The sequence below is a fragment of the Haloarchaeobius pelagicus genome, from assembly GCF_051207375.1.
Lineage (GTDB): Archaea > Halobacteriota > Halobacteria > Halobacteriales > Natrialbaceae > Haloarchaeobius.
This window is the reverse complement of the sequence record NZ_JBPJZD010000004.1, coordinates 1-25622: the sequence shown is the minus strand read 5'-3', so window position 1 is coordinate 25622 and position 25622 is coordinate 1. Positions and strand designations below refer to the sequence as shown.

Genomic DNA, 25622 nt, shown 5'->3' with positions numbered 1-25622 from the left:
ACGACCGCGGAAACCGAGGACTGTCGCGGCGGTCTTGCAACCCCACTGGGCCAGCTGGTACTCGCCTACTGCGCCTTGCGACAGGCCACCCGCTGCGTCCGGCGCTGGCTTGGATCACACCTCAAACCAGACTCGCCCGCTATCCAGTCACCGACGACGATACCGAGAAGAGGATCATGATTGCGCCGGGTACACCTGGGAAGACGCTCGAAGACGTTGCGGTTGCGCTCGCAGAGCAGAACGCAACTGAACTGACGTATCGCCCGGGGTCGCTCCGATTCTACGCCCAAGTCGAAGCCGGACTCATCGCGAAGGCCGCACGCGAACAGTTCAGGGCGAGCCGGGAACGTGCTCGTCAAGTCTTCCGGACCCTCGTCGGGTTGCTCGATGATCGTCGCTCCCGTGGTGATGAGGCATGACTGGGGTCCTGTCGACGGTGCAACGTTGCGAGGACTGTGGGCGCGTCAGCCGACGGTCACGCCACGACCATCCGACCTGTGATGGTCTTGTTATCGTCGTCGACGGCTCGCCACAGTGCAGCCACTGTGGAGTCGGTATCCGCCCCGCGAACACCTGTAGCGACTGTAGCGGCTCCGTCACCGTCGATGAACGCGTGGTCCCCGTCGACTTCAGTCCGAGCGTCTCCCGGCGCAAGCTGGAACGAGCCATCCACGACGCCACCAACCACGCCCGCGCCAGCCACGGCGTCGACGCGCTCGACTACGACCCGCACCTCGTGAGCATCGCTCGCAGCCATAGCTGTCACATGGTCGACGCCGACTTCTCCGGACACGTGACCCCGTCCGGAACCACGCTAACGGACCGATACGACCGTGCCGGCTACGACTGGCGTCAGTGCGGCGAGAACGTTACAAAGCACTACCCCGACGACCTCGACGACGTCACTGCTATCGCGCGAGAGATTGTCACCGGCTGGCTCGACTCGACCGGGCACCGCGAGAACCTCCTCGAATCCGACTGGCGCGTCGAAGGCATCGGCGTCGACTACGCAACCGATGGCGCTGTCCTCGCCACCCAGAACTTCGCGTAGCGCCATCAGTCCGCACTGGACGCGACCGTCGCCGCCGGCGTCCCGATTCGTGTGACAGCGTCGACGAGCCGACACCGAAGCGACGGGTCGAGATCGGTATCTCGGATGCCACGACGGATGACCTCACTGTGTGGCGCAACAATCTGGGGGTCGTCTTCGGCGAACACCGCCAGCGCCGTCAGGAGCGATCGGCGGACCGTCGGGTCAGCGTCGTCGATGCGATCGGCAACGTCCGAAGCCAGATGTCCGAGCGCTCCGACGTCCTCGGCGGCGGCAAGAGCGGTACTGAACGCGTCGACGCCACGCTGACGGAGCCCCAGTGGTTCGTCAGCGATTATCGACGTCGGCGGGGCCTCAACCAGACTATAGAGCGACTCGACCAATTCCCCATCGAACCCGAGGTTCGTGGTTTCTGCGACGAGGGTCTTGATCGCCTGGGTCGCACCGAGCCGCGCCGACTCGTCCTCGTCTGCGTCAAGGACGATCGGCACGAACCCTTCGATGTACTGCCGTCGGAGGTCTCGTGACTCCCAGTGACCGACGTACTCCGCGAGCCCGATGACACTCGGCATCAGGTGCATCATCGGTAACGTCTGGATGCCCTGCCGGAACCGCTCCAGGATGGACGCCTGTACCACGGGCGAGGTCGTCTCGGTGAGGAGTTCTCGAAGCCCCTGGTCGAACCGCATCCGGGCTGATAGCCGGGCCGTGTCGTCGTCTCCGACCGTCACGTCGCTCAGCTGGTTCACCACGTAGAGTTCGAGCCCAGGATGGTTGACCGTCTCGAGGAGTTTCGGCACGAGCATCAGTAGCGCCTCCCGGATGTCGTCGGGCGTTCCCTCGGAGCGAGCCATCGAGGCGAGGACCGCTACCTCGGCGGGCGAGAACGGGTGGTGACCGGTCTTCTGGACGAGTTGTTTGAGAAGCCTCGCCGCCCGGTGTCGGACCGGGGTCGCACGCGTGCCGTCGACGAGAACTGCACAGAGACGGTTCGCCGCCGACGGCAGCGGATCCGGGTCATCGACCGTGCCAAGGAGGTCGCGGCCCTGGTCGGCGAGGACGGTCGTCAACGTCACCGGTTCCGAGGCTGTCGCGATGACGTCGACGAACGCACGGATCAAGTTCTGGACGGTGGCGTCGGTGGCTTCGGGCGCGAGCACAACCGCCGTCTCCGCAGCGACGAGTCGCTCGTACCATCGGGCTGAGTCGTCGGTGACCGTCTCCTTGCAGTCATCGAGCGTCGTCGACCGTGGCGTCGTGGAGGCCGCCTCGCGAAGGACCCTGACCCCGAGGTCTGTGTCGTCGTCGAACGTCGTGTCGGTGATGTACGTCCGGCACTTCTTGCGGAGCGTCCGTTCTGTCTGTCGCGGGACGTCCGCCGCGAACAACTGCCCGAACACCCTCTCGACACGTTGCATCAGGAAGGGCGTCCTGTTCGGGTCGCCTCCCTCCAGAGCCTCGATGAGACCGTCGAACGCGGCGGTCGCATGTCGCGTCTTGTCGGCTTCGACGACGACGTTCGAGAGGCATTCGAGAGCATCCTGCGCGACTAGAAAGCCCTCTTGTGCACGCGCCCAAGCTCGAAGCAGCTCGATATCCGGGAGTGACAAGCGGCTCGCGTCGTACTGGAGGATCGCTTCGTAGCCGGAGATGGCGGCCCTGGCCGTATTAGAGTCAACACTGTGGTCCCGGAGTATCGACGCGAGTAGGGTCTTCGCAGTGTCCCTGACGTCGGCGTCGGGGGCGAGCGCTGCGTACACGCCAACGGCCCGTGCGCCAGGGCGTTTCTGTCGTAGCGGTGCAGTATCGCTGTGCAGGAGCTGCGTGAAGTCGTCGAGGTACTCGTTGGGAGTCGCGAGCGCCGACTTGCCGAGGGCAGCCAGCGTCACGTCCACCAGAGCGGTGCTGACGTACTCCGGCGGCATCGCACCGACGATACGCTCGCTGAGGAAGCCGTCGACGCGCTCTGTGGCATGCTCGGCAGCGATCCAGATGATGAACGCGGCTGCTTGCATCGGCGCACCGGACGGACCCTTTCTGTCGAGGAACGCCTTTGCGGGCAGGTTCGTGGCCGCCAGCAGTACCACGGCGTGCCTGGCGAGTTTGGCGGCATCGATGGCCGGTGTCGTCATCACGGTGTCGGCGTCGTTCTGCAGGAGGGCCGCGAAGAAGCGGGCCATCTGTCTGCGGGCGGCACGGTCCGCGTCGCCGAACACGTCCTGAAGAACTGGGTAGCGGGCGTCAAGGACGACTCGCGGATGCTCCTCGGCGGCAGTGGCGAGCGCCGCCGACGTCGTACGGACAATCTCAGATGATAGCGTTTCGAGTCCGAACGACGCGCCGCTCGCAGCGAACTCGTGACCGCTGACGTGCACCACAACGTCGAGAAGGAGATTCACCGACGACACGGTCGGTGGCTGGTCCTCGGGGAGCGCGTCGACGAGGTCAGTGACCGTGTCGCGAACCCTGAGGAGAGTGCCACGACTGAGGTCCTCGGCCAGCAGCTCCCGTAGTGTCGACCGTATCGCGTCCACATCCGTGGGAGTCGATGCGGCCGCTCCAGCGTGATCGGCAGACTCTGCGGGGTCGTCCGCCAACCGGTCGCTGTCGTCCCACCCAGAATCCATGCTCCTGTAGTGACATGGCAGTGACCTAAATCATTCCCCACGGTGTGATCTATGGCCGGTAACTCTCTCCGACCCGAAAGCGTCTTGGGCCGTTGTGGGTCGCGGCGGATCAAATCGACTCGCCACGGTATTCGTAGTAGGTCACGGTAGTGCCGTCGTAGGAACAGTACCGAAATCCGCATCGACAGTTCCGGTACGCCTCCGGCGAAACGACTTCGATTCCGCGTTCGTATCGCTTCGCGAGGTTCTGATACTCGCTTTCGCCGGTCCAGAACTCGCGTGACCGCTGCGTCATACCACGTTCTTCGCACAGGCTGTCGATAATGTCGGAGTTCGGCTACACTCGTTGTAACGGCTGGCGCTCCGTGTCTCTGGCAGTCACACGCAGTCTCGGCACCTCCGTCACCGCGTTCTTGAGAAGCTCCCCGCGGACACGGTCGCGTTTGGCTCGATACCCAGCGCATCGAATCAGAGTACGGGGCAAAGACACCCGAGCGTCGGGTGTGGACCGACTCAAGTCCGAGAGCCGTATTCGTCGTCCCAGTCGTAGAAGCGCGCGACGTCTTCCTCCGGGAGCGATGGTGACGTGGTCGCGAACGCGTGGGTGACATCCTGTGGTTCGATGCGGCCGAGGTCAAGCGTGTGCGAGCGCAGGCGTTTGACGCTCTCGTCGACGAGGTGCGCGAGGTCGGGGTTGTGCCGCGTGACCATGTTGTTCACCGCAGCGCTGCAGAGGGCCTCCATGTCCCGGCCGGTGTAGCCCTCCTCGACGCAGCGCCGTGCGATGGCACGTTCGGGGCTGTCGACGTCGCGAGCGTTTTCGGTCTGGTCGACGAATGCGCCCGGGTGGCCCCCGAACGCGACACCGCCGTGGACCGTGTGGATGCGGATTATCTCGGTGGCAGCGTCGACGTCCGGGAGGGGGACGTGGATACGCTTCGGGAACCGACTCCGAATCGCACTGTCGAGAATCCAGGGGGTGTTGGTCGCCGCCAGCGTCAACACGAAGTCATCGCTGCCCTTCTCGACGCCGTCGAGCTCTGCGAGCAGCGTGTCGAGCACCCGTCGTGACGTCTCGTTCATGTCGCCGTCACGGGAGTGTGCGAGCGAGTCCACCTCGTCGAGGAAGACGACGCTCGGACTCAACTCGGCGGCCGTCTCGAACAGCGCCGATATCTGTTTGGAGGACTCCCCGTACCACTTCGACAGCAGGTTTCCAAGCTCGACTTTGAAGAAATTGGCGTCGAGTGACCCGGCAACGGCGCTCGCGAGCAGCGTCTTGCCAGTCCCCGGCGGCCCGAAGAGCAGGATCCGCTCGGTCGCAGACACCGCGTCGGGCTTGTTCGCGATGGAACCGAGCGCTACCGCACGCTTCAGGTCGTGCTGGACGTCGTCCAGCCCACCGATGTCCGCCCACGTCGTCTCGGTCTCGGCGATGAACGATTCCATCTGCGCGCGCATCTCGTCGTTCTCGCCACTGCCAACAGCTGGCGGTCCACCACCGCCAGCCTGGTCGCCTGCCGGCTCCTGATTGCGCTTGAAGTGGTCCTCGAGGTCCTCGCCGCGACGCAGGATGTCCGCCGCCCGCTCCAGGCGCTTCACCTGATGCGCACGGTCCTCGTCGGTCGCCTCGTCGAGTTTCGACAGCGTCGTTGCGGCGTCGGCGTACGCTCGTGCCGCAGCCTCCTTGCGGCCCTCGCGACGGTGCTGTTGGGCGGACTCGAACGAGTCCTCGTACTGTTCTCGCAGTATCTCTATCCGGTAAGCATCGTACTTCATGAATGAAAGAGGTAGTAGCTGAATCGCTAGAAGCGCTCGGGCTCCCCGGTCGCTGAGGCGGCTTCTGCCTCGGGCACGCTCTCCTCGACGTCGCTGAACGTGTCGTCAGCGAGTTCCTCGAGCGTCGGCACGTCGTCGCCGTCGCGTGCGGCGTCGATCGCCGCGTCAACGCGCTCGTCCGCCATCGCCTCGATGTGCGCTGACCCGCCCTGACTGATGTCCTCGAGGCGGTTCGCGGCGATTCCCCACTCGTCGAGGCGGTCCTCGCGCCGCCCGATCTTTTTCTCGATGGACTGGGCGGCAGCCTCGAACTGACGGGGGTTCATGTTCGACGGCAATGCCTCCGGGCCGTCGGCACTGATCTGCTTGCCGAGCGCGGCCTGCTGCATGAACCGTAAGCCGACGAGCGTCTCCATCCACTGCGAGCGGATGGCCTCGTACTTGCTGAGGAGCCGCGACGCCTCGGACTTGATCTCCGGAATGCGCGTCTCGTCGGCCTTCTCGGCCTCTTTGATTTTCTTGTCGTACTCCTTCTTCGCGGTGGTCATGTCGTCCTTGTACTCCTGCTTCTGTCGCTCGAGCTTGCGGATGCGGCGCTCGAGCTCCAGCGCGCTCATGTTGTCGATGGGGGAGCGTCCGATGATGTTGACGCTCACCCAGCGCTTTGTCTTCGATATGATGTGTCGGAGCATCGCACTCGGAGAGAATCCGCCGGTGACAAAAGGCGGGGTACCCCGCTCACACTATCTGTAACCGACTGGGAGACTAGTGGGTCGCCGGCTGGGCATAGCTAGAAGATGGTGGCCCATGACGAAACGACAAGTGACATTCCGATGCCGTTCGATGATCTTCCCGACGACATCGCTTCGGACGTCGAAGCACTCGAGCAAACCCTTTCCACAATCGAGTCGGAGATACCGTCGCTCGGTGAGTTACACGACCTGCAGGCCGCGACAGAACGTGTCGAGGAATTGACTGCCGCCTACCCGTCGGTCGGTCGTCGACTGCTTGACCCGCTTGTCGAACTCTTGCGGAAGACTGTCACCCGAGAACCAGCCCCCTCGAGTGCTGTATTCGGGATTCCGGCGCTGTCGAGAGCCATCCAACGGAACGTACTCGGGACACTGAGCGAGGTTGACCCCCTGACGCTTGCCGATGCCGTTGCGGCGGGACCTGTGGACGCTCTCGTCCCGGTACTTGAGACAGTCGTCCAGTCCGGGGCGACGACGACACTCCGCGTCGAAGCGGCTGGCGTACTCTCGGATGTCATCCTCTACGCGCCGTCGCCAGTGGACGTTGAGACGTTCGACCCGGATACGACGGCAGCCGCGCTCTCGGACCTGCTTGGTCAGATGGAGGCGAGCTCGGTCCCGCACCGGGCGCTCGCACTCCTGTGTTTTGTCGCACACGAAGCGCCGGGCGCGTGCTCCGAAATATCACTCTCGGACCTGGTTAGGTCCCTGTACGAAGCTGACCCGACGGCCCAGTTGTGGGGCATGCTCCTCGCAGACACCGACGGTGTCGATGACCCGGGGACCGATGAGGGTCGCCCCGCCGTCGCAGCGCTCTCGGAGGCGCTCCTCGACGTCGCCAACACAGACAGTGACGACCCGGACAGCGAGGACGAGTGGCGGGACGTGGCCCGTTCCGTCGGTCAGGGGTGTCTGGTGACCGAACATACGGTCCTCGACGCCGTCATCGGTACGCTCGACGAGCGAATCGAGCACCTGACGCGACACCGAACCGACGCGGAGCTCCCGAGTCCGTCCCGGCAGCGGTGGGCGTCAGTCCGTGGCATCGTCACGGCGACGGCGCTCGGGCCACTCCCGGACGACGCGCTCGCACCGCTCGCTCGACTAACCGGCAAACAACTGCGCCGGCACCCCGACCGACACGAGGAACTCGCCTGGATACTCGGTCTCGGCGTGTCCGCCGCCGACAGGGCGTCGGCTCTGGACCGGCTCAGCCGAACGGCCAGGACGAGCACGCTCACCGAGTACGGCGGTCGACAGCTCGCCGCACAGGTTCTCGGACAGTATCTCGCCGCAACCCCAGTTGGCCAACCGTGGGTCGACGAGGATGTTCGCGAACGCGTGTTGGCTGATGCACGCACGGCTCGCTGGTCGCTCCCCGCACAAGCCCTCGGCGACGTCCTGGTATACGGTGACGGCGATATCGCAGCCGCCGTCGATACACTCGGCACCATCACGCGACACGGGGACGCGCCGGAAGGCCTCGAGAACCGCCCGGCTGCGGACGAGCTCGGCGTGCTCACGACGTTCACGGCGGAGAACGCGACCATCGGGAGCGACTGGCTATCGCCAGCCATCGAATCCCTCACCGCCGACATCGAACGACAGGTCGAACGATACCCAGGCCGGATACCATCGACGCCCGTGAACGCGCTCGGGCTTCTCGTCGCGTACGACGGCTGCGACCCAGCGTCGACGCTCGACGCGCTCCGTGAGGAGACAGCACCGGCGATGGCCAGCATCGGCGGCGTCCACGCCGTCTTCGGGTACTGCGGGAGCGTCGAAGAGGCAATCGGCTTCGTCGTAGCACTCCAAGACCGCGACCGGACCACGAACCGGTCGGACCGAAGTCTAGCCCAGTCGAATCCACTCGACGCGAGCACACCGCGTCGCGCGCGGATGGCGGCGCAGGCCGCGGGTATCGCACACGTCCACGGGGACGACAACCCCTCGGACGCCTTCGAGTCGCTCGCTGAGCCACTGTTCCCTGAGTCGCGAGGCTCGGTCGAGGCCGGGCCGCACGCGTACCTCCTGGGTCGACTCGTCGCCGAACACGACGACCTGACGTCGACTGACGCGGTCGACGCCATCCGACGCGTTCTCACCGAGGACGTCGACGACAGCAGCGTGTCCTACGCACGATTCCTGTACGGGAGGGCTCTCGGGACCGCCGCAGCCGCCGACACCTGGGCACCCGACCACGAGCTCGTCCCTGCCCTGGCGGACTGGCGGCGAATTGGTGACGAATTCGAGCACGAGACCGACGCGGCGCGAGCTGCCACCCTCCTCGCTATCCACGACGACCACCTCCCGGCCCCCCACCTCGAGATCGGGGCTGTCCTGCCCGACGTCTTCGAGGAACCGTGGGGTTCGCCCGGCGTCATCGAAGCGCTCGGGCACATGATCCTCGAAACGCACGCTGAGCCGACCGGTAGAGACGCGGTCCGAGCGTACTTCGATGACATACTCAGAAGCGGTTCGACAGCGTACAGGACGTCAATGCGCGCGTTCCACATCGCACTGGTTGCCAGCGCCATCTCACCGAAAAACGGCCGGCGAATCCTTGAGCGCTCACTCCGTCAGTGGGATACACCCGTCCTCGAGGCGGATAGAGACGCCCTTCGATGGCTGCTCAGGTCCATCGCTCTGGTCTCGAAAGACGGCACGCATGGGAGCGAGACGCTCGCGACCGTCCTCCGGAACGTCCTGACCGAGGACGACCTCGACCCTGTCCTCCGGCTTGTAGCCATCGACGGCCTGTCGATGCTCCCGGACGCCACGCGAGTGTAGATTACATCCTTATAGCCGCTCGGCGTTGACCACATCCCCGCACTCACGAAACTTGTACGCGCAGTCTCCGCTTTAGGATGGCTTCGCCGGAAGCTCGTGTTGCATGCAGCAACCAAGAGTTACTGAACGAGACCACGACGGTCTCCAAGAGTTCTGGGAGAAGGTAGACCTCGTCGTCTATCTGGCGCTCATCGCGGTGGTGACGCCGGCGGCGACGACGATGGTGAGTGCGGCGTGGCAGTCCGGCGGCCTGAGTCGGACAGCGATCGTCACGTTCGAAGAGCTCGTCGGCGTGAGCCATCTCGAGCTCGTGTTGTTCTGTCTCGGCGCGTACGCAGGATTGGTCGCCCTCCTGTGGTTCGACGACATCAAGCGCATCCAGGGCGTCCTGCTCACGGTCGCATCCGTTATCGCAGTCGCCGGGTTCCGCTCGAACGGCCTCCTGTACCCGCTGTACCCCATCGAGAACGCGCCCGTGATCGCGGCCGGGTTCGCGCTGTCGTTCGTGCTCGCGGGCGGTCGCCGACTTCGAAGTGGCAACCCGCCCTACGAGTTCAGAGCGGCGACCGCCGCACTGTTCTGGGTGGTCACGACGGTCGTGACCGTCGGGTTCCTCGAACGCCACCTGGAATACACGTTGCCGGTGTCGGTCGTCGACGGCCGTCTCCAGGTCGCTGCCACCACTAACGTCTCGTTCGTCGGCGCGGACCTCTTCACGGACTTCGTCGCCACGTCCGTCCTCGTCATTGGTGCACACCTGTTCACGAGTTACCGTGCGCAACGCAACGTGTTCGTGCTCGGCGTGCAACGCGCCGGCAAGACCCTGCTCGCTGCCGCACTTCACAATGCCGCCGAGCAGAGTTCGCCGAACACGCGATTGAACCCGTCCGGGCCACTCACCGCGTTGATCAGCTCGCTGCACGGCGGTCACGGCGAGTCCAGCGACGAGGACGGGTTCGGTGACGACGAATACACCGGGCCGACGGAGAAAGGTGAGTACCACCTTCACCAGTTCCGGTCACTCGACGGCGACCTGTTCAAGCAGTACGTCAACGTCGACGTCCTCGACTACGCGGGCGAGTACGTCGACGAGAAGCTCGTCCAGTTCGTCAAGGCGTACGCCCCGACGCGACGACTCTCGCTATCGTGGCTCGTGTACGTCTACGAGTCTGTCCGTGGGCTTCCGTCGCTTCCGGAGAAGGCCGAGGGGCTAGATTCCGAGGAGATACAGCGCGTGATGGCCAAGCAGATAGTCCATTCGGACACGCTCTGTGTCATCGTCGATGCCGGCAGCCTCGTCCCCCATGTTCCCTACGGCGACGACGACTACCAGATGCAGGACGACCTGTCGTCGTACCTGGAGACGTACGTGCAGATCCTCCGGCACGTCGACCAGAGTATGTTGGAGGAGAAGGAGGTGGTGCTGGTGGTGACGAAGGCCGATTACCTCTACCAGCTCTACCGGACCGTCGACACGCGCCTGCAGTTCTTCAACTGGGTGAACTTCCACCTGCTCGAGTCGCCGGAGGGTCGTGAGAAGCTCGGCCCGCTCGTGAACCAGGCACAGGTCGACCGCGTCCACCCGGTGTACTACGACCTCGACCACGACGCGTCCCTCGAAGCAGGCGAGCCGGTGCCGGAGCGGCCCATCAGCGTCAACGGTGCGCGGTCGCTCCTCCGCCGCATCAAGGGGGGTGCGTAGGATGCCGGATGTACGCGTCTTCCGGAACGACGGCCACGAGCTGTTCGCCGATGACCCGGATACGCTCGAGTACATCGACCCCGGCGTCGTCCTGCTGTACGCGGACACCACGGCCGACGTCGTCTGTACATACTTCGAGGGGCGGCTCGGTCAGCCGATACAGGGGACCGTCGAGTGCACGTTCGCAGACGGTATCGATCTCTCGGCGGTGCGGCCGGCCCTCGAGTCGGTCGGTTCGTCCGGGTTCTCGGTGTCGTCGGCGTCACGTGAGAACACCGCGAGTGCGCGCTGGGCACTCGACGGTCTCACCGAGGACCCGATCCGGCTTGGCGACCCGCAACGAGACGCAATCCGTCGACTGGTCGAGTCCGACGACCGGAGCCAACACTGGCGCGACTGGCTCCCCAGCTTCCCGTTCAGCGGCGGACAGCGAGCGCTCGGCGACACCGAGGATACGCTGCTGCTCGCCGGCACCGAGACCGACGCCGACGCTGTCGGCGATGGTGACGACAAGCCGAAAGAGATGGTCCCTCGGTCCGCGGAGGGGTCGAAGGGCAACGGCGGCACCAGTTTCGCCAACCGCGAAGTCCGGGCTGACGGCACGGCAGCCCCGTCAGGAGAGACAACGCTCGATTTCGAGGTGCGGTCGACGTACGACGCGGCGCGGTTCTTCGCGTTTCTCGTCGACGCACTCGCAGACACCGGGCTGACGGTCGCCGTCTCGAAGGCGGGTCGTATCGACGCGGTCGCGAACGCCAACATCGTCATCCAGCCTGATGGCGATTTGCCGCCGGGTAGTCGCGTGGAGCCGCTCCCCGATACCCGCGAGCGACTGGACGTCCAGCGGGACGCGGTGGCACGGAGGAGCGCTCGCGACCACCTGGCCGCCCCCGTGGCGGACCTCGGCGAGGCCTTTCGGGAGGCCACTGCCGATCCGGCGGTCGACGACGCTACTGGCGAAGCCGTGCTCCGTGACCTCCTCGACACCCGCCTCGGTCGGGACTCGTCGCTTGCAGTCGTCGACAAATGGCGAGCTCGCTACCGTCGCGCCCGCGTGGCGGTCGTCGCCGCACTCGTCGGCATGGTCGCGGGCGTGCTCGAGGCCGAATCCATCCGGCTCGCCGGCTGGCGCATCAAGACGGCCGCGCGTAGTCTCGCAACGACTGACCCGACCGTCACCCGTGCCGCCGTCCTCGACGCCATCGACGGCGCGGGGTGGCTCACGATGCCAGCGGTATCAGGGCTCGTCCTTATGGCTGCACTCGCCGTCCGACGCCGTCATCAGGACGAGAGGGGAGACCGCGACAAGCGACCCTCGACCGCACGGTCGGACCTACTTCAGCTCACGCTCACCGCCGTCATCGTCGTCGCCCTTCTCGCACTCTTCACATCGGCTCTCCTTCTTTGGGTCGCCACCTGACCAACCAGCCACTACGGGAGCCACAACGTACTCCCCCACCCACAGTATTTTACTTCGGCTTGCTGATGGCTCGTATACGCCCACGCTCGTCAGGAGGCGAACCCGCTGATATCACCGATGCCCGGACACACTCAAGACGAGGACACAGAAGCGACCATCGAGCGCATCCGTGCGGATTTGGCACTCGACGCAGCCCGGTCACCGTCGACGCTTTTCGAACGCACGGCCGCCCTCGAGGACATCGTTTCCATGGGCATTGGTGGCGACTCGGTCCCCGAACTCCGTGCGGACATTGCGGAGTTGCTCCAATCGGAGATAGAGAGTTCCGAGAGCGCTGCCGCCAGTCTCTACGGGATGGCTCACGCATCCACCGAGATTCGGTGTGGCTGTGCCAGAAACCTCCAACCCCTTGATGTCGACCGGCGACTTGAGACAGACGCACCTCTCGAAGCGGACGACCGGCTGCTGGCTGCACTCGCGGCCATCGTCCGCGACGGGAACGTACTCGACCCCGGGGCTGAGATAGGCGACCCGTTCGTGACGTTCCCAGACGACGCACCGATGCCGATGCAGGTCGTCGACGCACTTGATGACCTCCTGTTCGCCGCGTCCGAGACCCTGGTACAACGGCACACTGCGGCCCTCGAACGAGCTCGCCAATCCGTCATCGATCGCGTCCTCGCGCCGGAGAATTCGGCCGACCTCGCACGGACCGACGCCCGCACCGCCGCCATCCTCCTGGTACAGTCAGCACTCGACGCTCCAGACCCACAGAGAGTGCGCGCCGTCGTCGACTGTCTCACGGCCGCACCGGAACCGCTGGTGCGTGCTTGGGGACACCTCATCGTCCGACACAGTGAGCACCAGTCCGAGGACGATGGACTATCGGCGGCGGTCGAAACGATTTTCGAGGACGATACCCCCATCACGCCCGAGCTTGCCCCCCTCGTAGCACGGATACTCAGTCGCGCGGTGATATCGTCGGCGAACGGTAAGGCACGACAGCAATGGCTTCGCCAGCTCTCCGAATTCGCTCTCGGTCTTCGTTACTCTCAACCCCTCATTGGACCCGCCACCGCCGAACTCAACTGGATTATTCGATTCGACGCGCTCACCGAGGAAGACCTCTCCCTTCTTTTCGAGAGCCTGTACCAGGCTCTGACCTCCATCGAATTCGGCGGAAAGTCTGGTCAGGCGGCTCTGGTCATCGAGACACTCAATGAGGCCAACGTACTTACAACTGAGTTTACCGACCGCATCCTCCGGACACTTGTAGCTTCACTCGAGACAGACGACCAGTTGGACCGTAAGAACACCCTCAACACGTTCCGCCATCTTTTCGCTTTGCGCTACGACTACTCTGCCCCGTCCCACCGTGGGTCCGCAGAGACCGCGTCGCAAGACGCCATGTATTGGACACTCGACGCTGCCACAGATACTCTTCACCACGGCACCGATGAGGAAGCCGCCACTGCAGCACGCATTCTCCGCGATATGGCAGTCCAGGACCCATTCGTCGACGATATTATTGGTGAGACGTACGACGACCTCGTAGAGACCGCAGTCACGAGTACAGGACATGCTCTCGACCGCGCGTCCCTCGCAATCCAGCACGCGACGTACGGAGGCGTCCTCCACTCCGAACAGGCAGAACGGTTCCTATGCGAACAACACGTTCACCAACTCGCCCAGTCAATCCAGTCCATCACCGCTGCTGAGGCCGTACTCTCCACGTACGAAGTCACCGATACGTTCGACGCGCTTGCATTTTCGGCCGCGATCTTCGACCGCGTCCCTGACCTCGGCTCGCGAGACTTAGGGAGTCTATCAGGTGCGCTCGCCAGAGTTGCTATCGAACACTCGTTCGAAAACTCGGCAGCCGGCGTCGAATTCGTTTCCGCTGTCCTGGACATCGATGCCCATCGGTACAGTTCGTTTGACCCGTTCGGTCACCTGACGCAGGATTTCGGTACCATTCTCGACGGCGTCCCGAAGCCTCAGTCGACAGATGACCTCGCACCACTCCTCGAGCGCATTCGAAGCGACGACCCTACTGTCAGGCAGCTAATCATACATCTTCTGTCCCTTGGGACGCCGGCCGGTGACGAGTTGCTCCCATACTCGGATGACCCGGACGAGCCGCTAGTCTCCGGAGAGCTGGTTCGTCCGTTCGTCGACCCACTCGTCGACCATTTTCGAAACAGCTTCCCGGCCGAGGAGCCCCCCGAGGTTACCTCCTCGCTGTTGGTACAGTACGCAGAAGCCGATCTTCTAACCGCTGGGCAGCTCGACGCTGTCACAGAAACCGCGCTCTCACAGCTTGATCACGACGAATCTGTGGTCGCGACGCTGTTGCAATCAGATTCCGTCCTCGACCACCTGCCGTCGAAGGAGATCGAACGGGTTTTCGAGACGTACGTGTCCATGCTGGAACCGATTGATATCGACGACGAAAGGAGCCTTGGCGAAGATGGTCTCTTTTCACCCGCTGTGGATGAGGACCCGAACGGTACCCTGGGCGTCCTCGAAGCGCTTCTCAGGGGGGAGCACGTCACACCGTCGTCGCTGGCCGATGCTCTACCGATTCGGGAATTCGGTGATGCCGACGCACCCAGCCTGACGACGTATCTTACCGCATCGCAACCCTCAACCGCGCGGTTACGGATGTTGCTCGGGACAGGTGACGTACTGGAGAGAGGGAACAGTGATCTTGTATCGGCGCTCGACCGCACACTCGCTTCTGGTCAACTCTCTGAAGACGATCGGTTCTCGGTCCTCGAGTTGCGGACGGAGGTTGAAACGACCTCGGACCTGTAATCGGATCAAGGCGGTCGCGAAAAGGGACGTACTCTACAGGAGTCGCGTAGACTCCGGGAAGACGGTCTCGGGCCAGTCGGCGGGTGCGAGCAGGCGCTTCTCGAACTCGATCTGGGGGAGTACGAAGCACCACGGCGTCTCGTGCTCGAGGACTACGTCGTGGTAGACGAAGTGCACGGGCTCGTCCCCGTTGAACGCCGGGTCCTCGCCCTGGAGGGCGATGTGCGTCTGGTCGGAGTCACCGGCGGTGTACTGGTGCGGGACCGTGCAGCGGTGGCCGTCGGCCTGGCTTCCGATGCTCCGCGGGCGAGAGAGGCTCTTGTACCCCTCGAGCTCCAGTGGCCTGGGGGAAACGACCAGCGTGCCGGTGTTCGTCTCGTGGCCCCAGTAGGCTTCGTCGTGCTGGTCGAAGACGCCCTCCTCGAGGAGGGCACGCGGGAGCTTGACGCGGCCCGCGGTGTCAGCAGGGGCAACGCCTACCCAGTTCCACCCGGACGCATCGCGGTCGCTTTCGGTGGTGGTGTTGCGCATCTGAATCACCCTCCGTGGCCGCGGGACCGCACGTGGTTCGCGTGGACGTCCGCCATCGGCGAGCCGGTGCGGAGCTCGCGCGTCGACGGCTCGGCCTCCCCGGGAACGTTCGAGGCCAGGATCTCACGCCCGCAGGTCGGGCAGACGTACGTCCGGCTCTGTCCGTGCAGGACGGGGCCGTCGTCGAGCATCGCGGTCGGTTCGTGTCCGCTCTCGCAGTCGGGGTCGAAGTTGTTGTGCCACGACATACACGACACGTAGCCGCCCATCGCCGCGGTGCTGGTCTCGGGGGAAAAACTAAACAACAGATTTATATTAGGAATCCGATGACAGCGGCCACCCACTTATGATAACGAAAAATCCAGGCATGTGTCAGATTCTGCGGCTAGACGGGACGCTCAGAGGAGTTCGGCGTCGTCGTCATCGTCCAGTTCGTCCAGAATCTCCCCGAAGCCCCGACCCGGTTGCGTCGAGATGCTCTCGACGATCGCGTCCACTTCGTCCGGGCCGACGGAGGGGACGGCGAGGAGTTCCTCACGGTCGGCCGTCCAGAGGTCGTCGACGGTCTCGAACCCGGCGGCTTCGAGCTGGCCGATAGCCTCGTAGCTGACGTCGCTGGAGAACTCCAGCGCTTCGACCATCCCAAGCTCGGGGTCGAGCGCGAGCGTTCGCCCAGCCGCCGGGTCGACGGCGCCACCCCGCTCCTCGGCGGTGAGCGAGTCGGGGACCTGGACAGTCATCTCGCGCATCCGCTCCGTGATCCAGGCGTCGCAGGTGTCACAGAGCGCTTGCGCCCCACGGCCCGCGCGGATGCTCACCGACTCGTCCGCGTTCGCGCAGTACTCGCATCGTGTCGTCGATTCGGTCGACATACTCGCGACGACGGCCGCCACGCTCCCGGCACCGGTGTTGAGCTTTGACTAAACTCTTGATTTATACGCCAAGGGTCGTGTATACGGCCCCGCATGCGGTGGCGACACTGGGCGACGGTAGCGAGCGTTCGCCTCGATTCACCCACCTTTACCAGCCGTATTACTACGTGCAAGCACACTGTCGTCCGCGAGGAGTGAGAGAACCGCGAGCCGCACTGGTTCGGCGAGGTCGTCGACTGCGAGGCATGCGCGGAGGTCGTCTCGGGTACCGACGGCCGCGTTTGGGTTCTCACCGTGCTCGACGATTGCCGCGAGGACGGTCGCCGCGGCCGCACAGACGGCGTCTCGTTCGTGGCCGACGTACAACGTGAGCAACTCGGGGGCGACAGCCCTGCCGAACCTCTCCGGAAACATTTCGACAAGGTCGATGAGTACCTCTCGTGCGGCCTCTGCGCGCGGCGATGGCAGCCGCTCACCGAATGGTCCCGTCGGGCGCGGGGACGTCGCGATACGGTCCAGGAGCGTTTCGACGACATCGTTCGCCGCGCCTTTCTGGCTGCCCGTGACGGCTCTAAGGGCCACCGCGAGAGCAGACGCCGTCTCGCCCTCGGCGTCCTGGAGGGTGGAAACGAGGTGTTCCTCGATGGGCGTCAACCCGGTCGGGTCGAGGCGATCGGCGAGCGCCCTCAGGGCTGCGAGGTCGGCGTCGGTCGGATAGTTCCCTGATTCCTGCCTGCCGGTGACGAGGTAGCGTGCGGCGACCGCCGCAGTCAGCCCGGAGAGCGCGGCCACGAAGCTTGGAAGGCTGTCGACCACCGCGGCTCGGACCGCTGCGCTGTCGTCCGCGAGTGCGTCGCGAACCCACTCCGTTGGCGGCCACTCGCCTGAGTGCTCGTCGCCTTCAGGCTCGCGACCGCCGAAGTCGTCGACGACCGATGCAACGATCTCGGCAGCCGTCTCCGCTGCAGCTCTTCGTACCCGCCCCACGTCGTCGTCCTTGATCCGTTCGCCGAGGTGGACGACGATACGTGAGCGCAGGCCGAGGGAGGCCCCGACGTGCTCGACGAACCCGGGAAGCGCTTCGACTGCCGTTTCGCGAACAGTCGCTGCGTCGTCCCGTAACGCGACTGCCGCGTCGTCAAGGACGGTACGCGAGGGGTCGCCGTCGAACGTGAGCAGCGTCTCTACGGCGGCCGCGCGGACGCTCACGTCCGGGTCGTCCGCCACGAGGTCGGCAAGCCGGGAACGAACCGGCGTCCGAACCGTGTCGACGTGGGCGAGTGCATCCTGGAGGCCCTCGACGGCAGCCAGTCGCACCCGCGCGACCTCGTCAGTCATCCGTTCGTGGAGGCGCTCGATTGCCCACGAGGAGTCAGGTACACCGGATTCGGTTGCGACTCCAGAAATCGCGCGCGTCGCCGCGACGCGCACGATACTTTCGTTGTCCGTCAGGCAGTCCTCGAGGACCGCACGCAAGGCGGCGCCTTCGTCCGACTCGGCAGCCGTTGAGGAGGACACTCCGGTCGCACTGGCTGGTTCGTGGGCCCGGACCGCTGCCGTGACCGGGTTACCGCCGCCGTCGATGAGGTGCGCCACGACGTGGAGGCCGCCGCTTCGGACCCGCGGTCGGTCGTGAACGAGGAGGGGTCCCAGTGGCGACCACGTGGACCTCGGGGCGGTATCGGCAGTAACCTCTGCGACGGATTCGAGGGCATCGAACGCTGCAGTCCGCACGGCCGCGTCCTCGCTGACGGCGGCGGTCGCAAGCGTGTCGACAACCGGTTCAATGCGGTCGCCCGGCAATGCCGTCGCGACGACGTCGAGCGCGGTGATCGCTTCCGCATCCGTGTCAGTGTCAGCGACCGTGGCCGCGAACCTGGTGACAAGGCCGTCGACGAGCCGTCGGACCTGAACGGGCGTCACGTCAAACCCGACTGAGGCGTCGGTGAGGTGGTCGCGGGCGACACGGCTCGCGGTGAGCGTCTGTGCAAAGCCGCGAGCGACCGCCGCCTCGGTCCCTGGAGTGCCAGCGAGGGCCCAGAGGACGTCGAGGCCGTCGAAGATGACGTCGCTGTACGATTCGCTCGCGGCCACGACCCCGGCCGCGACTGCGGGTGCCTGCTCGGCCGCAAGGCGTGGAACAATGGCGAGGAGGAGGTCGGCCGCGACAGACCGCGTCCCGGAGTCTTCGCTCGCGAGACCGAGTAGTGCGACGGACGCAATGCGCTCGATGCGCTCGTCAGGGACACTCTCGGCGACGGACTCGAGTGCGTCAAACGCGCGCCGGCGAGTCCGCAGGTGGTCGCTCGCCGCACGTTCGAGCAACCGGTCTATCAGGACCATGCTCGACGCACCCGGGAGCCGACCCAGTACCACTGGGGCCGCCTCGATGGCCGCCTCCCGGACAGGGTCTTCGTCGTCGGCGAATCGGTCGACGAAACGGTCGCTAACCGCTACTAGGTCCAGTGCCGCGTCGTCGCCTCCCCCGCTGGTGTCGATGCTGCCCGCGGCGAGGAGTTCGACCGCGTGTCCTCGGACGGCGGCGTCAGCGTGCCCGAGCAGGCCGGCAAGCGTCGACGGCGACTGAACGCCCGCCGATTCGGGTACCATGTCGACAACTCGGACGCGCACAGCCACGGACTCTGCAGTCGCGTCGGCGGGGTCAGCGACTGCACGGAGTGCGTCCCGGACCACCGCAAGATCGGAATCAGACCAATCGTCTCTCCCCTGCAGAGCGTCCACCAGGAGTTCGACAGCCAGACCCGCTTGCCGCCGGCGCGTCGCATCCGAAGCACGCGCCGACCGAAGGCACGCCGTCAGCGTGTCGCGCAGACAGGTGTCGCGGTCGACGTCCACATCACCATCACCTGGCGTCCCCACGAGGGCGATAAATCCCTCCACCGGCTCCACGTCCGCGCAGGTCGCAACGGCCGCGAGTGCCCGAACCCGGTTTGGGTCCCCGGATTCGGTACTCGGAGTAAGCTCGGCCAGCTGTCTGGACGCAGCTGCCTTTCCGGCGTCATCCGACGCCGCCTCGGCGGCCGCGCCGGCGAACAGCGCCCCACCGACCGCGCTCCTGCGGTGGCGGCTCCCGCCGGCAAGGTATTCGCCGAGTCGTCGCGCGGTCCAGTCGGTCGCTACACCGTCACTGGCGTCGAGCAAGAAGTCTATCGCGGACGCCTGCACGCTCGGGACGACCTCGTCGAAGTCGCGCAAGCCAGCGACTACCGCGTCCGGGGGAGCGTCGGCACGCAGTTGTTCGAACGTGGTCGAGGCAGCACTTGGTACCCGGTCGAGGAGGGCCAACGCGGCTTCGACTGCATCCTCCTGAATGCCGAGGGTATCGTCGTCGAACCGCCGGGCGAGCGCGTCGAGTACGTCCTCAACCCGGCCGTTCGTGACTGCTTCGGGGTCGTCTGCAAGCGCACCGGCCGCTGTGCGACGATAGTCCGCATCGCCGTGGTCGAGGTGCTCGAGAACGACGTCGAGGACACGCGTGGCACGCTCCCCGGGTGCAGTATCGAGGACGTTCGCGACCCCGCGTTCGAACGAGATGCGGCTGTCAACGAACTGGAAGTCCTCGAACCGCAGCAGCCAGCGTACTACATCCGGCGCGGTCTCGGGCGCGTGCTCGGCAGCAGCAGCGTACACGCCGCCATTCCCGATGCCCCCGTGGCGCGTGGCTGCCAGCTGGACGCGAACGTCGCTCTCGCCCGCTTCGAACGCGGTCATGAGATCCGTCACGGGCACGGCGTCCGCGGGTATCGAGTCGGCCTGGAGCAGTACGTGCAGACAGCGTTCGGCAGCAGCAGTACGGACGTCGGCGGAGCGACCGCGGTGGGTCGCCCGGCCGAGAACCGGGAGCGCTGCTTCAAGCGACATCGGGTCGTCGGTCGGAATCGCCGCGAGCGCGTCAATACAGGCCGCTTGGATGTCAGTCGCGATTGCATCAAGTCCAGTAATGCGCTCGCTCATCGCAGCTGTTGCATCCAGTTCGGCGGTGAGCAACGCGGCGATAGCCTCGATTGTCTCAGTGTCGGTCGGCGGGGCAGTGGCCGCGGCGTGTGCGGCACGGGCGCGCGCTCGCATCCCGGCGAACGAGCGATCGCTCTCGCTCGCCGCCTCGATGCGGTCGGCAAGGTCGTCGTCAGTCATGAATCGTGAAGTGGGTGGAATTAGCGTGGTCGTCGCGGTTCGATGCACCAATCGTCCTCTGTCGTGATGTAAATTCGGCCTGGGGGACACCTCTCCCGGGCCGGCAGGCACAGGCGAAGGTCAGTCCGTGATCGTGAGCTCCCGGCGGCCCGGCTCGATAAGTCGGTCGAGCGCGTCGGCGAGGGCTGGCTTGCAGTCATCCGGGTGGAGTTCACCGGACTCGACGGCCGCCTCCAGAGCGTCGTAGGAGTCGAAGGTGACGTCGCCGCCGAAGCGCTCCTCGCGCTCGACGGTGACGGTGTCGAACCGTGGGAACACGTGGAACTCGAACAGCTGCAGCACGGGGTTCTCGAGTTCGACGTCCGCCGGCTCGACACCGTCAGGCAGGTCGTCGCTCGACAGGTGCGCCTCCGGGTCGGGATCCGCGGTCGGTGGACAGAACGCGTCCTCGACCTTCGCCGCGATATCCGCGGTCGAGTCCTCCATGCTGATGGTGACGCCGTCGCTGGAGGACATCTTCCCGATTCCGGTCTCGAGGTCCGCGATGAGCGGCGTGTGGAGACAGGTCGGCGCGGGCTCGCCGAGCTTCGGGAGGACGTCTCGCGCGAGCATGTGGACCTTCCGCTGCTCCATCCCGCCGACCGCAAGGTCGACGTCGAGGTGCTTGATGTCCAACGCCTGCATCAGGGGGTAGACCGCGTGGCTGACGCGCTCGGCGTCGTCACCGGCGATCTCACCCATCGAGCGGTTCGCGCGGTTCATCGACGTCTCCACACAGAGCTTGTGCTGGTCGAGGACGTAGTCGTCGTCGAGCTGGAAGTCGGACCCGAGCACGAACTCGGTCTGCTCGGGGTCGAGGCCGAACGCGACGAACTGCTCTTGCATCCGCTCGGCGGTCTCGCGGATCTCCGCCAGGGTCCCCTTGTCGTTGAGGGACGCGTGGATGTCGGCGAGCAGGACGACCACCTCGAATCCTGCCTCCTGAAGTTCCATGAGCTTGGTCGCGGTGAGCATGTGCCCGAGGTGGAGCACGCCACTCGGCTCGTAGCCGACGTACGCACGCTTGCCCTCCGGGTCGGCCGCGAGTTCGCGGAGCTCCGACTCCGTTACAGCCTCGACCGCGTTGTTCATTATCAGTTCGAACGCTTCTTCTGCGTTGGCGTCTGCGTCGGACATCACGATTCGACGAACGACCCCCACGGCACTCGACCTCGCGTTCGGGAGCCAACTGAACACCTCCTTTATATGGGGGTGGTTTTCTGCGGGTGGTCAGCAAGTGGGTGCCGGGACGAGGAGGGGTGAATCAGGCGTCGAGGTCGGAGAGCGTGCCGACGTGGGTCGCCTGGAAGCCAAGCATGTCGTCGTAGCCGTCCGTCGCCATCAGAACGGGGTGGAACGGCTGAGTCGCGATAATCTCACGCTCGCCACCCGCCGTCTCCACAGCGAATGGCTCGCCGGCGTCGACGCGCTCGAAGTTTCGACCCGTGAATTCGAGGTCGCCACGGTCGACGACGCCGTCGACCTGGTACACGTCTGGGTCGACCGGGTCAACCGCGCCTGCGAGCACGCCCCGGGCCGTGAGGAAGTGGTCCAGTATCTCGCGCGCGCTCTCGGCGGCTGCTCGGCTCCGCATCGGCCCGCACTCGACGGCAACGCCGTCGACGACCGACTCCAGCCCGCCGTCGACGTAACTGATATCGACCACGTGATCGAGGCCGGTCGCGCGCACAATCGCGTCCGTCGTCTCGCTCGGGTTCTGGAGGAGAGCGAACGGTGTCGGCTCCGCGTCCGTCGAATGGAACGTGAGCACTTCCGCGTCTGCGAGCAGTTCCATGAGGTCGGCGGCGAGCCGGTGTTCGTGGGATTCGCTCTGTGCGTCGCCGGGGAACGCGCGGTTGAGGTCGTCGTCGACGAAACGTGTCTGGGCTTCCATGGCGCGTTCGTTCGCCACGACGAACCGGACTCTCCGATGGAATGTCAGGTTGGCGGCGAGCAGGTCGGTGATGGCGTGCACGCCACAGGGTTCGTCACCGTGGAGCGCAGCGACCACCGCGACCGGCCGACGGTCGTCGACAGGGCCGCGTTCGAGACAGTGCATCACCGACGCACCTCTGGATGCGGCGTCGATGCGTCGGAACGGTCCACTCGCAGTTCTCCCTCGGGGTTGTTTGCTGACATCGTTTTCCGGTCGCCTCGCCACGGTCCCCGTCCTAGTGTTCTCGGTTGAGCCTAACACCGAGTTTATCTGTGGTACAAGAAGACGGGGTGGAGTCGCAAGCCTCTCGCTGCACCGGTCACGCCTCCCATTTAAACGTTGTGTTGAGGAAGTGGGTGGACGCCAGGACGGGTGGCCTGGCGATCTAACACTTCGACACGATGACCACGCTCGAACTGACGACGCATCAACCGCTCTCGCCGGAGGCGAGGCCGTCGAGTGAGACGACGATGGGTATCGAGGCAGGAACCGGACGGTCGGGCGCGCCACCGTCCCCCGTCGAGACGGGGGGTAGCTTTAGGTCACATCCCCGAAAAGACGCTGGCATGGGGTTCGTGACTGTCCGTACCGAGGGGGACGAACATTACGACTGGCACCTCCGCCCGAGAGGTGGCCGCCCGTTCGACGTGCTCACGGTCCTCGTCGATTTTCTCGACGAAGGTTCCTACACAGTCGACGGCGACGACGTTCTCACAGCACTGGAGAACCGCATCGAGACTGACTGGGGGGACACAAACCTCAGTCCGTACATCAACAGTGACACCGACGTCATCGATCTGCGGAGCGCCGGCGCCGTGAACAAGGTCAAAGCCGTCGGCAACGAGAGTCGACGGCCGCTCCAGCTCGACGCTCGCATGATTCGGACCCTCGCGCCCGGCTACTACAAGCACGCCGGGAGTGACGAGGTCAGACGCATGATACGCTACCTCGGGTCCGCTGACCTCGATGGCGAGGACCTCGACCCGCGGGCCGCACGACTCTACGCGATTCTCGCGGCGAACGCCGACGTCGTCGACGAGGCCGACGACCCGGCGGTGAAGGTGGCGTTCCGCCAGTTCGGCAGTCCCGACGACGAGGACGGCGACTGGCTCGCGGACTACCCGTTCGACTCGCCGCCACTCCTGCTTGGTTCGTTCGGGAAACAGTACGCCGAGTTCGCCGTCCTCATCGACATCGAGTACCAGAACCTCGAGGTCACCCATCCTGAAGCTCTCGAACAGGCGTTCGACGACGAACTCATGGATTACCTCGCGGCCGCGCTCTACGACGACTACGCGACGTTCACGACAGCAGCGAGCCACGCCACTCGCGAACGACACGTCCGACAGCAGGCAGACGCCTCCGGTGCGTCCGACCCGGCTGTCAGCGCACAGATGCCGTTCTTCGACAGCATCGTCACCGTCGACCGCGACGCGAATCACATCCAGCTCGCTGCGCTCTACCAGCGTGACAAGAACTGACCGCACCAGACTGTCGAACCACCACAGATACAACTCACCATGCCAATGACCACGGAAGACGACCCGGCACGGTCCCTCGAGAATGTCTGGCGCGATATACTCACGCGTCACGGCGTCAGCGAGGCCCAGGCCGAAGACATCGTGAAGCTCACGTTCGGAACGCCCGCACTCACGCGAGACATCCCCGACATCGACGACGTTCCCGACATCGTCACTGAGTCGCTCGCCGAAACCGGCTTCGAGGCTCACCTCGACGACGACGCCGACCCGGGGAAGGTACGACGAGAACTCGAGCTGGCGCTCGAAGACGCCCTCAGAGGTATGCTCTCGGGACCAGCGTCGGTCTCCGATGCGACCCTGGAACAACCATTCGGCCCCGGGACGGGCCCGGAAAAGACCGATATCTCCGCCAGTCCGAGTACGGTCGTCGGCCAGCCGGACACCGGCGCGGCCTGGAAGTCTGCAGGTGTGGACCGGGGCGCGGAGAGCGAGCTTGACGAGGACGACATCGACGCGCTGGCGGATGCGCTCGAAGCGATACAGGAGAAACACGGCCTCGAAACTGCGGACCTGTACGCCGCGCTCGAACGCCTGGAGGAGCGACAGAACGAATGACAGAGGAGTTCGCCGCCTTCCTTGACGCGTTCAAGAACGCGACCATCGCGGACAGCGGCGACGAGCACGTCAGGGCTCGCGCGGACTACACCACGAACACGCTCCGCGTGAACGAGGCCGCCGACGACCCCTACGGGATGACGCTCATCCACGCGCTCGTCTCCCGCGAGGAGTTCATGCACGGCGAGTGGTCGGTCGGCCTCGTGAATTCGCTGTCCCGCCTCAAGCTCGCCGCCATCGACGCGCTCTACGATGCGCTGGACGACCCAGGCGTTCGCGACGAGCGCCTCCAGACGCTGTATGACGCCTGGATCGCCGCCCAGACCGTCGACGCGGTCGTCGAGCCGTTCCAGGAGGCGGTCGACAAACTCCAGATCCTTTCCGTCGTCTACGGCGACATGGAGTTCCCCGCGAACATCCAGAAGACGTTCGAGGCGGTGTACGGGGACGAACACGACGCCGACAAGATCTACAAACAACTGCTCGACGAGATCGAGACGCAGACGGAGATCGCTCGCGGTGCTATGCACGCAGAGGACGGCGGGTCGCTCTACGTCAATCCCCTGTACTATCACGCACTCGGTCACGCCACCGGCACCGACGACGATGACGACGCGACGGCCAGCGACGCACAGCGAGAACTCGACCGGCTCTCCGAACGTCGGAGCGTCGCCGAGACGGTCGCGCAAGTGACGCTCGACGTCCCGTACCCCATCGCACCGCTCGGCCCCGACGCCGCGTACGACTCGCTCCGCGTCGAAGGGCTGGACGTCGACCCCATCGACGCCGCCGACCTCAAGGACCGGTACCGGGTCGCCGACGATGCCATCGAGGAACACCTCCTCACACACGCTGACAGCATCACGAACGACGACGTCCGTGCCGCGCTGGGGACGGACGCTGACGCGTACGAGGACACGTGGCTCGACCACGTGTTCGTCTCGACACTCCAGGCGCTCGCTGCGCTCGATGCCGACATCGACGGCCGCGTTCACGAACTCCACGCCGACGACCTCCGGCGTCGTCTCACGGAGCGCGTGCATGGCGTGGACCTC

General features: G+C 65.3%; 17 protein-coding genes and 1 pseudogene. 9 read left to right on the top strand and 9 right to left on the bottom strand.

Annotation, left to right across the window (positions count from 1 at the left end; translation table 11 throughout):
* The first annotated feature begins 176 nt into the window (after positions 1–176).
* Together ACSC1S_RS20995 and ACSC1S_RS20990 are read left to right on the top strand one after the other, a co-directional pair.
* On the top strand, positions 177–419 hold the full coding sequence (locus tag ACSC1S_RS20995; RefSeq protein WP_435366031.1) for a hypothetical protein: 243 nt from the start codon (positions 177–179) through the stop codon (positions 417–419).
* Positions 416–1051: a CAP domain-containing protein gene (locus ACSC1S_RS20990; RefSeq protein ID WP_435366030.1), complete on the top strand. Its 636-nt coding sequence runs from the start codon at positions 416–418 to the stop codon at positions 1049–1051. The genes ACSC1S_RS20995 and ACSC1S_RS20990 overlap by 4 nt, the downstream gene beginning before the upstream one ends.
* A 5-nt stretch (positions 1052–1056) precedes the next feature.
* On the opposite strand, the gene ACSC1S_RS20985 is transcribed toward ACSC1S_RS20990, so the two are convergent.
* The 3 genes from ACSC1S_RS20985 to ACSC1S_RS20975 form a co-directional block, all read right to left on the bottom strand.
* Positions 1057–3678, bottom strand: a complete 2622-nt coding sequence (locus tag ACSC1S_RS20985; protein ID WP_435366029.1) for a hypothetical protein — start codon at positions 3676–3678, stop codon at positions 1057–1059.
* A 513-nt stretch (positions 3679–4191) separates the two neighbouring features.
* Positions 4192–5457, bottom strand: a complete 1266-nt coding sequence (locus tag ACSC1S_RS20980; RefSeq protein ID WP_435366028.1) for an AAA family ATPase — start codon at positions 5455–5457, stop codon at positions 4192–4194.
* Between the two features lie 26 nt (positions 5458–5483).
* Positions 5484–6149, bottom strand: coding sequence for a hypothetical protein (locus ACSC1S_RS20975; protein ID WP_435366027.1), 666 nt, complete (start codon positions 6147–6149; stop codon positions 5484–5486).
* A 141-nt stretch (positions 6150–6290) separates the two neighbouring features.
* On the opposite strand from ACSC1S_RS20975, the gene ACSC1S_RS20970 reads away from it, so the two are divergent.
* The 4 genes from ACSC1S_RS20970 to ACSC1S_RS20955 all read left to right on the top strand — a co-directional run bounded on the left by ACSC1S_RS20970 (position 6291) and on the right by ACSC1S_RS20955 (position 14938).
* On the top strand, positions 6291–8999 hold the full coding sequence (locus tag ACSC1S_RS20970) for a hypothetical protein (RefSeq protein ID WP_435366026.1): 2709 nt from the start codon (positions 6291–6293) through the stop codon (positions 8997–8999).
* Between the two features lie 103 nt (positions 9000–9102).
* Positions 9103–10701, top strand: coding sequence for a hypothetical protein (locus ACSC1S_RS20965; RefSeq protein WP_435366025.1), 1599 nt, complete (start codon positions 9103–9105; stop codon positions 10699–10701).
* A 1-nt stretch (position 10702) separates the two neighbouring features.
* A complete protein-coding gene (locus ACSC1S_RS20960) occupies positions 10703–12121 on the top strand; it encodes a hypothetical protein (protein ID WP_435366024.1) in 1419 nt (472 codons plus the stop codon).
* 117 nt (positions 12122–12238) lie between these two features.
* Positions 12239–14938, top strand: a complete 2700-nt coding sequence (locus ACSC1S_RS20955; RefSeq protein WP_435366023.1) for a hypothetical protein — start codon at positions 12239–12241, stop codon at positions 14936–14938.
* Positions 14939–14971: 33 nt separating this feature from the next.
* Here ACSC1S_RS20955 and ACSC1S_RS20950 read toward each other — a convergent pair whose 3' ends face one another.
* The 6 genes from ACSC1S_RS20950 to ACSC1S_RS20925 all read right to left on the bottom strand — a co-directional run bounded on the left by ACSC1S_RS20950 (position 14972) and on the right by ACSC1S_RS20925 (position 22594).
* On the bottom strand, positions 14972–15469 hold the full coding sequence (locus ACSC1S_RS20950; RefSeq protein WP_435366022.1) for a hypothetical protein: 498 nt from the start codon (positions 15467–15469) through the stop codon (positions 14972–14974).
* Between the two features lie 5 nt (positions 15470–15474).
* Positions 15475–15717 (bottom strand): hypothetical protein, encoded by a 243-nt coding sequence (locus ACSC1S_RS20945; protein ID WP_435366021.1) that lies wholly within the window; start codon positions 15715–15717, stop codon positions 15475–15477.
* A 150-nt stretch (positions 15718–15867) separates the two neighbouring features.
* Complete coding sequence (locus ACSC1S_RS20940; protein WP_435366020.1) at positions 15868–16362, bottom strand: helix-hairpin-helix domain-containing protein; 495 nt, start codon at positions 16360–16362, stop codon at positions 15868–15870.
* Positions 16363–16479: 117 nt separating this feature from the next.
* A complete protein-coding gene (locus ACSC1S_RS20935; protein ID WP_435366019.1) occupies positions 16480–20496 on the bottom strand; it encodes a HEAT repeat domain-containing protein in 4017 nt (1338 codons plus the stop codon).
* Between the two features lie 120 nt (positions 20497–20616).
* On the bottom strand, positions 20617–21672 hold the full coding sequence (locus ACSC1S_RS20930; RefSeq protein ID WP_435366018.1) for a tyrosine--tRNA ligase: 1056 nt from the start codon (positions 21670–21672) through the stop codon (positions 20617–20619).
* 127 nt (positions 21673–21799) lie between these two features.
* Positions 21800–22594 (bottom strand): M14 family metallopeptidase, encoded by a 795-nt coding sequence (locus tag ACSC1S_RS20925; RefSeq protein ID WP_435366017.1) that lies wholly within the window; start codon positions 22592–22594, stop codon positions 21800–21802.
* Between the two features lie 443 nt (positions 22595–23037).
* Between ACSC1S_RS20925 and ACSC1S_RS20920 the strand changes: the two genes are divergently transcribed.
* From ACSC1S_RS20920 to ACSC1S_RS20910, 3 genes and pseudogenes are all read left to right on the top strand, one after another.
* Positions 23038–23952 (top strand): hypothetical protein, encoded by a 915-nt coding sequence (locus ACSC1S_RS20920; protein WP_435366016.1) that lies wholly within the window; start codon positions 23038–23040, stop codon positions 23950–23952.
* A gap of 39 nt (positions 23953–23991) precedes the next feature.
* Positions 23992–24567 carry a hypothetical protein gene (locus tag ACSC1S_RS20915; RefSeq protein WP_435366015.1) on the top strand — a complete coding sequence of 192 codons (576 nt, stop codon included), beginning with the start codon at positions 23992–23994 and terminating at the stop codon, positions 24565–24567.
* Positions 24564–25622: pseudogene (locus ACSC1S_RS20910) on the top strand (hypothetical protein); the annotation flags it as partial. The gene ACSC1S_RS20915 and the pseudogene ACSC1S_RS20910, both read left to right, overlap by 4 nt.

Coding starts and splice junctions, on each gene's coding strand:
- ACSC1S_RS20995 (WP_435366031.1), top strand. CDS start 177: ATGATTGCGCCGGGTACACCTGGGAAGACGCTCGAAGACGTTGCGGTT.
- ACSC1S_RS20990 (WP_435366030.1), top strand. CDS start 416: ATGACTGGGGTCCTGTCGACGGTGCAACGTTGCGAGGACTGTGGGCGC.
- ACSC1S_RS20985 (WP_435366029.1), bottom strand. CDS start 3,678: ATGGATTCTGGGTGGGACGACAGCGACCGGTTGGCGGACGACCCCGCA.
- ACSC1S_RS20980 (WP_435366028.1), bottom strand. CDS start 5,457: ATGAAGTACGATGCTTACCGGATAGAGATACTGCGAGAACAGTACGAG.
- ACSC1S_RS20975 (WP_435366027.1), bottom strand. CDS start 6,149: ATGCTCCGACACATCATATCGAAGACAAAGCGCTGGGTGAGCGTCAAC.
- ACSC1S_RS20970 (WP_435366026.1), top strand. CDS start 6,291: ATGCCGTTCGATGATCTTCCCGACGACATCGCTTCGGACGTCGAAGCA.
- ACSC1S_RS20965 (WP_435366025.1), top strand. CDS start 9,103: ATGCAGCAACCAAGAGTTACTGAACGAGACCACGACGGTCTCCAAGAG.
- ACSC1S_RS20960 (WP_435366024.1), top strand. CDS start 10,703: ATGCCGGATGTACGCGTCTTCCGGAACGACGGCCACGAGCTGTTCGCC.
- ACSC1S_RS20955 (WP_435366023.1), top strand. CDS start 12,239: ATGCCCGGACACACTCAAGACGAGGACACAGAAGCGACCATCGAGCGC.
- ACSC1S_RS20950 (WP_435366022.1), bottom strand. CDS start 15,469: ATGCGCAACACCACCACCGAAAGCGACCGCGATGCGTCCGGGTGGAAC.
- ACSC1S_RS20945 (WP_435366021.1), bottom strand. CDS start 15,717: ATGTCGTGGCACAACAACTTCGACCCCGACTGCGAGAGCGGACACGAA.
- ACSC1S_RS20935 (WP_435366019.1), bottom strand. CDS start 20,496: ATGACTGACGACGACCTTGCCGACCGCATCGAGGCGGCGAGCGAGAGC.
- ACSC1S_RS20930 (WP_435366018.1), bottom strand. CDS start 21,672: ATGTCCGACGCAGACGCCAACGCAGAAGAAGCGTTCGAACTGATAATG.
- ACSC1S_RS20925 (WP_435366017.1), bottom strand. CDS start 22,594: ATGCACTGTCTCGAACGCGGCCCTGTCGACGACCGTCGGCCGGTCGCG.
- ACSC1S_RS20920 (WP_435366016.1), top strand. CDS start 23,038: ATGGGGTTCGTGACTGTCCGTACCGAGGGGGACGAACATTACGACTGG.
- ACSC1S_RS20915 (WP_435366015.1), top strand. CDS start 23,992: ATGCCAATGACCACGGAAGACGACCCGGCACGGTCCCTCGAGAATGTC.